Below are 6765 nucleotides of genomic sequence, written 5' to 3' on the forward strand. Positions count from 1 at the left end.
GGAGGGGGCCTCCTTCCGCCGCACCGGCACCGTCCGAAGCGCACGGATCTGCCGTTCCCCCTCTCCGTGCGCAGTTTGCACGGGGAGGGGCCGGAGAGGGGCCATCGGCGCGGCGGATGGACGTCGAGCTGTACTCCGCGACGAAGCCTGAGGCGCCGAAGCCGGAGGACGAGCCGATCCGTCCGAACCGCCGCGGCCGGCTGTTGCCGTGTGCCCCCTCTCCCACATCTGTTCGTGGGAGAGGGTGGCGAGCTTTAGCGAGCCGGGTGAGGGCCACCCCGTCCGCCACACCCATCTCCGCTACACTCGATCAACCTCGCGAATTCCGCGGATCTCACGAATCCCACCCTCGCGGTGCCACGAAAAGCAGCGGCGGCGAGAAGAATCTCGCCGCCGCAGCCGTCATCACCGGTGATCCAACCTCACCGGATCATCCATCAACCGACCGCCGGGAATCAGTCCAGCAGGCCCAGGTTGATGCCGTACCGAACGAAGGCCACGCGGGCATACCAGGTTCCGCCGCGGGTGCTGCTGTCCTTGTAGCCGCCGCCCACCAGCACGCTGGACTCGCGCCCCGTGCTCCACCGCACCAGCGGCCCCACCTGCACTGCAGAGTACCGCTCCCCGATGTCCGGGCTGGTGGTCTGGCCCTGGTACACCACCTCGCCGCCTACGCCGATGTTGCCGCCGCTGTTCAGCTGCACCACGGGCAGCACCGCCTGGGCCTGGCTCCAGATGTACTCCGAGCGCCAGTTGTACGAGGCGATGCCCTGCAGTTCCGGGCGCGCGGCCCACGACTGCGCCTGCACCGAAGTCACCACGCCGCTGCGCCCACCGCCCTCGCCCACGGACTCGCCGAACGGAAGGTCGACGTCGTCATCGCTGTCGTCCTCGCCGCTCTGGAAGTTGTAGCCCACACGCCCTTCCACCTGGCCGCCGCTGGTGCGGTACGCGGCGCCGACCGACGGAGTTACGCTCCACACGCCCACGTTCTCGTCGCCGGCCTCGTAGTTCAGCCGGTATACCTGCAGCGCCACCACCGGCTTGAGCCCCAGGCCCGCCGGCCGCGCCGACGCGCCCACCAGGGCGATGTTGCTGTCGTGCCCGTCCACCGACCCCGTGACGAAGGCGGTCACTTCCTGCGCGGCCGCGCCGCGCGCCGTGGCGGCAATCACCGCGAGAGCAGCAAGCACCCGCATTGCGCGTCCCATCATCCGATCCGTCATCCTGCACTCCCGCGAAAAGTCAGCTTCACCGCGATCCGGAATCCGTCCCCGGACCGCATGTTTTCGAGCCGCCCCGCCATAGGAAGAACTGTGCCTCAACGGTGTATCAGAAAAAGCCCGCAGGCGAATCGTGCAACATGACTCGCCGCTCCGCCGCGTCGCGGCAAAAGCAGCGGGGGAAAGAAGATGGACGTCTTCCCTCCCCCGCTCCGCCGCCGCACTCACGAACGGCGGATCAGGTGTCGAAGTTCTCCTGCACCGCGCCGGCCAGCGGCGTCACCAGGCACTCGTTCACCCCCAGCCCTTCCACGGACAGCACCTCGAAGCGCACGTGGTCGTACACCACCGTGTCGCCTACCACGGGGGGACGGTCCAGCAGGCTCAGCACCAGCCCGCTCACCGTGTCCACCTCGCCGTGCTCCAGCACCACGCCCAGTTCGTCACCCACCTCGCTGATGCGCACGGTGCCGCCCGCAATGACGCGCCCCTCCACGTCGCGGTACATGTCCGGGCGCGCCACCCACCCCTCCTCGATTTCCCCCACGACCTCTTCGAACAGGTCCTCGATCGTAATTACGCCCGCGGTGCCGCCGTGTTCGTCCATCACCACGGCCATCTGCGAGTTCACGCGCCGCATGGCCGCCAGCACCGTGTCCATCGCCGCCGTTTCGGGAATGTACGGCACCTCGCGCACCTCCGACGGCCGGAGCGCGCGGCGGTTGGGCATGCGCCGCAGGATGTCCTTGATGTGCACCACACCCACGATGTGGTCCATGCTTTCCTCGTACACGGGGTAGCGCGTGTGCGGGCTGCGCCGCAGCGTGCGCAGCATCTCGTCGGCGGTGGCGCCCGCGCGGATCCCCGTCACCCGCACGCGGGGAATCATCACCTCCCCCGCCGTGAGGTCGCCGAACTCCAGCAGCTCCTGCAGCACGTCGGCGCTCTCCTGGCGCAGCATGCCCCCCGCCTGGCTTTCGCGGACGATGAACTGCAGTTCCTCCGGCGTGCGGTACTGCTCGCCGGATGAGACGTAGCGGTTGATCCCCGCCAGCCGCAGCAGCCCGTTGCCAATGGCGTTCAACGCCAGGACGATAGGAAACACCAGCTTCTGCACCACGAGCACGGGGGGCGTGACCCACACCGCGGCCCGGTCCGCGTGCTGCAGCGCGATCGTCTTGGGGATCATTTCTCCCACGACGATGTGAAAGTAGGTGAGGATGGCCACGGCCAGGATGCTGGCCAGCGTGTGCGACGCCGCGGCGCGCAGCGGGCCCACCCCGGAAAGCGCGTGCCCGATCCACTCCGCCAGCACGTGCTCGCCGTACATGCCCAGCCCCAGCGACGCCACGGTGATGCCCAGCTGCGCGGTGGCGATGTAGCGGTCCTGCCGCCGCGGATCGTTCAGGATGTTGGCGACGATGCGCGCCACCCGGTCGCCCTCCGCCGCACGCCGCTCGATGGAGGCCTTGGGCGCGCCCACGATGGCGAACTCCGCGGCCACGAACAGCGCGTTCGCCAGGATCAGCACGGCGATGATGAGGATGGGCACCAGCTTATCCATCGCGCCCTCCCTCGCGGCCGTCCCGCCGCTCGTCCCGCTGGTCGTCCCGGCGACGGCGCGCGGGAAGGGCCAGGATGGTGCGGACCGCGTGCCCGGCGACCGCCTCCACCTCCACCTCCACCCCGTCGATCCGCACCCGCTCCCCCGCCGTGGGCACGTGCCCCAGCTCCTCCATCACTCGCCCGCCCACCGTGTCGCTGTCCCCGTCCCAGAGCACGTCTAGCCAGGGCTCCGCCTGGTCCAGCCGCATCCACCCGGGAAGACGCACGCGGCCGTCCTCCAGCCGCTCCGCGCCGGGTTCGTTTACGCGGAACTCGTCGGCCACGTCGCCCATCACCTCGGTGAGCACGTCGTCCAGCGTCACCAGCCCCGCCACCCCGCCGAACTCGTCCAGCACAATGGCCAGATGGCTGCGCTTCTCCCGCATCAGCGTCAGCAGCCGGTCCGCCGTCACGCTTTCGTGCACCATCAGGATGGGGCGCATGAGCTGGCGCACGGAGGTCAGCGGGCCGCCGGCCAGGTACCCGCGGAACAGGTCCTTGGTGTGCAGCAGGCCTTCCACGTGGTCGATGTCGCCGCGGTACACGGGGAGCCGCGTGTACGGCGCCTCCGCCATGGTGCGCAGCAGCTCGGCCACGGGCGTATCGACGTCCACGCCCACGATTTCCTGCCGCGGCACCATCAGGTGGCGCGCGGGGCGAATGCCCAGCTGCAGGGCGCGCCGCAGCCGCCGGTGCTCATCGGGCTCCAGCAGCCCGCCGTCGCGCGACTCGGCGATCAGCAGGTCGATTTCTTCCGGGGAATGAATGTGGCGATGCCCGGTCGTCTCCACCCCCATGGCCCGCAGCGCCAAGCCGCCGCTTCCGTTCAGAAAGCGGATAAAGACGCCGAACGCCGCTACCGACCACTTCATGGGAAGGCTGGTGCGGAGCGCCACCTGGGTGGGGAACTGCAGGGCGAGCGACTTGGGCACCAGTTCGCTCAGGACCATGCTGACGATGGTGAGCCCCACCAGAATGACCACGGCGGCGGTGGACAACGCCGTCGCGGGGCTGAGTGTCCAGAGACGGCGGAGCAGCCCGGCCAGCGGACCCGCGAGCGCGGCCTGCCCGTACGCGCCGATGATGAGCGAGGTGAGGGTGATGCCGATCTGGCAGGCCGCGATGTAGCGGTCCAGCGCCTGCGGATTGTCCAGGTAGGGAAGGACCCGCCGCGCGGAGGCGTCGCCCTGCTCTGCACGCTGCCGCACGCGGCTGCGGCGCACGCTGACGGCCGCGAACTCGGCGGCCACGTACAGCGCCGTGAGGGCGATCAGGACCAGGATGACAAGGACGGACAACAGCATTCAGGCGACGCCGCAGGGGGACGGGAACGCGCGGCCCCGCGCGTCCCCAACGGGTCGGCGGGGCGGCCCGGCGCGGGTCGGGCTTGTGCTGGCGCGCTGAAACACGCTCATTACGGGGAAAATCAACGCAGGGAGTACGCCACACCACGGGCCGGCGGGCGCGGCACCCCGCGCGCGATGCAGGGTACGTGTTGCGCGAACCCCCCGCAAGACGATCCTATTAGGCACTCGCGGTCGCCGTCCGGCGCCGCGCGCGCACACCGAACGCCAGGCATTACCGGATCGATGGATCAGGAAACCGCACTCAGCGACAAGCTGCGCGACCGAATTCTCAGTTCCCTTCACCTGGGACTGCTGCAGCCGGGCGACCGGCTTCCGAGCATCCGCGCACTGTGGCGCGAGATGGGAGTGGACCACCGCGTGGTGGCCCAGGCCTACCGCATCCTGGAAGACGAAGGGCTGGTGGAGGTGCGCGGCCGCTCCGGCGTGTACCTGGCTCCGCAGGACCAGCTCGGCGGCGAGGTGCTGGCCGAAACGGCGCGGTGGATGGCCGGCGTGCTGGTGGAGGGGTGGAAGCGGCGCATGACGCTGGCCGAGATCCCCGAACTGATCCGCCGCTGCACCAGCACCGTGCGGCTGCGCTGCGCGTGCGTGGAAAGCAACGTGGACCAGATGACGGCGTACTGCGCGGAGCTGCAGGAGCAGTTCGGGCTGGAGGCGGTGCCGGTGTACATCTCGCCCATTCCCCTGCCCCGCCCGGACCGCTCGGTGGAGTTCCACGCGGTGGAAGAGGCGATCCGCCAGGCGGACCTGGTGGTGACCACCAGCTACCACTCGCGGCTGGTGCGCAAGGCGGCGGAGAACGTGGGGGTGCCGTCCGTTACGCTCACGGTGAACGCCGAGGTGGTGGAGACGGTGCAGCGGCAGATCCGCAGCGGCGGCGTCACGCTGGTGTGCGTGGATCCGGAGTTCGGCAACCGGCTGCGCGCCATGTACGCCGACGCCAGCGAGACGGATCCCGACCAGATCCGCGTCGTGCTGGCCGACGACGCCGCGGCGCTGGCCACCCTGAACCGCGACCAGCCCGTGATCCTTACGCTGGGCGCGCGGGCCAAGCTGGGCGAGGACTTCTCTTTCCCGCCCCTGCTGCTCCCGCACTCGCCCACGTTCTCGGCGCACACCGCGCGCGAGCTGCTGCAGCTCATCATCCGCCTGAACCTGTCCGCGGCGGAACGGCAGGACGCCACGCAGCTTCTGGCGGGGACGCAGGGCTGAACCCGCGGAGGGAGCGCGCCCGTCCGGGTGCGTGGGGGATGAACGAAAGCGGGGCCGCCGGCGTGGATGCCGGCGGCCCCGCTTTTCGCGTCCGTGCTTCTCGCCGCCGTTCGGGAGCCGCGCGCCATAATCTTCCAATCAAGTTCGGCCTCACCTGGACCGACGAGGCAGGCAACACCTACACCTTGGTAGGATGGCGCACCAACGCGACTGGCGGCGCAACCTGCTATTATCGCCGGGACTGACCGCGGCCCAGCGCGCCCGAGCTACGGCACGCGCAATTGACACCTCCGGCTACACTCTCCACTGACCACGCTGAGAACTGCCGCGCTCGTATTCGCGCTTACCCTCGCCTCGGCCGCTTGCGGCGCCGGGGAGGGGGCTTCGGCGCGCGCCGGGAGCCGGCTCGCCGATTCCGCGCGTCATCTGGCGCATGTGAGCGCCGGCCCGGATGCCGATCCGAAGACGTCGCTCTCGCGCGTGATCACGGCACGCATGACGGACGATGGCGGACACTTCGTCGTGTTGGAAGGCTTCGCTCCGTTTCTGAAGGTGTTCCGGCGCAACGGGAGCCTTCGCGCGGCATTCCTGCGATCGGGGGATGGCCCCGGTGAGATGCGGACCCCCACGGCTCTGGCGGTCTCGGGGGATACGGCGATCCTGGTGCTGGGCGGAAATGGCCGGACCGCGGTCTACAGTCTGGATGGCGCTCTGCTCCACGAGGTGCCGGCCCTGGGCTTTCCCGGGCTGGCCGCTGCTGGCTGCGGCCCGGACTGGATCGTCTACGGTCCCCGGTTCCAGCAGGGCGGGCGCAGCGCGCAGTGGCTGCACCGCGTCCGATTCCGCGCCGACGGGGCGCTGTCCGTCACCAGCGCGTTCCCGGACACCGCCGTGACATCACGGCTCGCGGGAGGTCTCGCGTACGGTGGCGTGAGCACTCCTGAGCCCGGCGTGCTTTTCCGTCACACCTTGGGCAGGAAGCCGGGAGTTCTAGCGTGGCCGTGCGGCAACCCGGAGCCGCACCTGCTGCCCGCCTCCGGCCCGGGCCCAGAAGGATCGTCCGCTGCCGCGCCCGGGGCCGTGGTGATGAGCGCTGATCCGGGCGCACGCGCGCTCGCGGGTCTGGCCGCGGTGGCGGGAGGATACGCCACTGCGGACCTGATCTTCGGAAACGGAACCGGGAACGACCGTACCGAGTTCATCCTCGTGCGCGGAGGCCGGAGCAGCAGTGTTCAGGTTCAGGGGAGCTACATGCTGTGGGACGGCAAACCGGGAGTGGGGATTCTGGCCGGGACACGGTATCCGGTCCCCCGCGTGTTTCTGCTCAGCGAAGCCGACTTCGTCTCCCTCTTCTGATC

Annotated in this window: 6 protein-coding genes; 3 read left to right on the forward strand and 3 right to left on the reverse strand. The window is 69.9% G+C overall.

What is annotated here, in order from left to right; genetic code table 11:
- Positions 1-455: 455 nt before the first annotated feature.
- The 3 genes from VF665_RS11605 to VF665_RS11615 form a co-directional block, all read right to left on the reverse strand.
- Positions 456-1214, reverse strand: coding sequence for a hypothetical protein (locus VF665_RS11605; RefSeq protein WP_331053598.1), 759 nt, complete (start codon positions 1212-1214; stop codon positions 456-458).
- Between the two features lie 247 nt (positions 1215-1461).
- The gene (locus VF665_RS11610) at positions 1462-2787 is read right to left on the reverse strand and encodes a hemolysin family protein (RefSeq protein WP_331053599.1); all 1326 of its coding nucleotides are present in this window, start codon (positions 2785-2787) and stop codon (positions 1462-1464) included.
- The gene (locus VF665_RS11615; RefSeq protein WP_331053600.1) at positions 2780-4126 is read right to left on the reverse strand and encodes a hemolysin family protein; all 1347 of its coding nucleotides are present in this window, start codon (positions 4124-4126) and stop codon (positions 2780-2782) included. Before VF665_RS11615 ends, VF665_RS11610 begins: the two co-directional genes overlap by 8 nt.
- 291 nt (positions 4127-4417) lie before the next feature.
- Here VF665_RS11615 and VF665_RS11620 point away from each other — a divergent pair, with 291 nt between their 5' ends.
- The 3 genes from VF665_RS11620 (at position 4418) to VF665_RS11630 (ending at position 6763) form a co-directional block, all read left to right on the forward strand.
- On the forward strand, positions 4418-5407 hold the full coding sequence (locus VF665_RS11620; protein ID WP_331053601.1) for a GntR family transcriptional regulator: 990 nt from the start codon (positions 4418-4420) through the stop codon (positions 5405-5407).
- 38 nt (positions 5408-5445) lie between these two features.
- Positions 5446-5652 carry a hypothetical protein gene (locus tag VF665_RS11625; protein WP_331053602.1) on the forward strand — a complete coding sequence of 69 codons (207 nt, stop codon included), beginning with the start codon at positions 5446-5448 and terminating at the stop codon, positions 5650-5652.
- A 190-nt stretch (positions 5653-5842) separates the two neighbouring features.
- A complete protein-coding gene (locus VF665_RS11630; protein ID WP_331053603.1) occupies positions 5843-6763 on the forward strand; it encodes a hypothetical protein in 921 nt (306 codons plus the stop codon).
- The last annotated feature ends 2 nt before the right edge of the window (positions 6764-6765 follow it).

The sequence above is a fragment of the Longimicrobium sp. genome, from assembly GCF_036387355.1.
GTDB lineage: Bacteria > Gemmatimonadota > Gemmatimonadetes > Longimicrobiales > Longimicrobiaceae > Longimicrobium.

Bases quoted from the DNA above. Each gene is read 5' to 3' on its own strand.
- VF665_RS11620 (WP_331053601.1), top strand. From the start codon at position 4,418: ATGGATCAGGAAACCGCACTCAGCGACAAGCTGCGCGACCGAATTCTC.
- VF665_RS11610 (WP_331053599.1), bottom strand. From the start codon at position 2,787: ATGGATAAGCTGGTGCCCATCCTCATCATCGCCGTGCTGATCCTGGCG.
- VF665_RS11605 (WP_331053598.1), bottom strand. From the start codon at position 1,214: ATGATGGGACGCGCAATGCGGGTGCTTGCTGCTCTCGCGGTGATTGCC.
- VF665_RS11625 (WP_331053602.1), top strand. From the start codon at position 5,446: ATGAACGAAAGCGGGGCCGCCGGCGTGGATGCCGGCGGCCCCGCTTTT.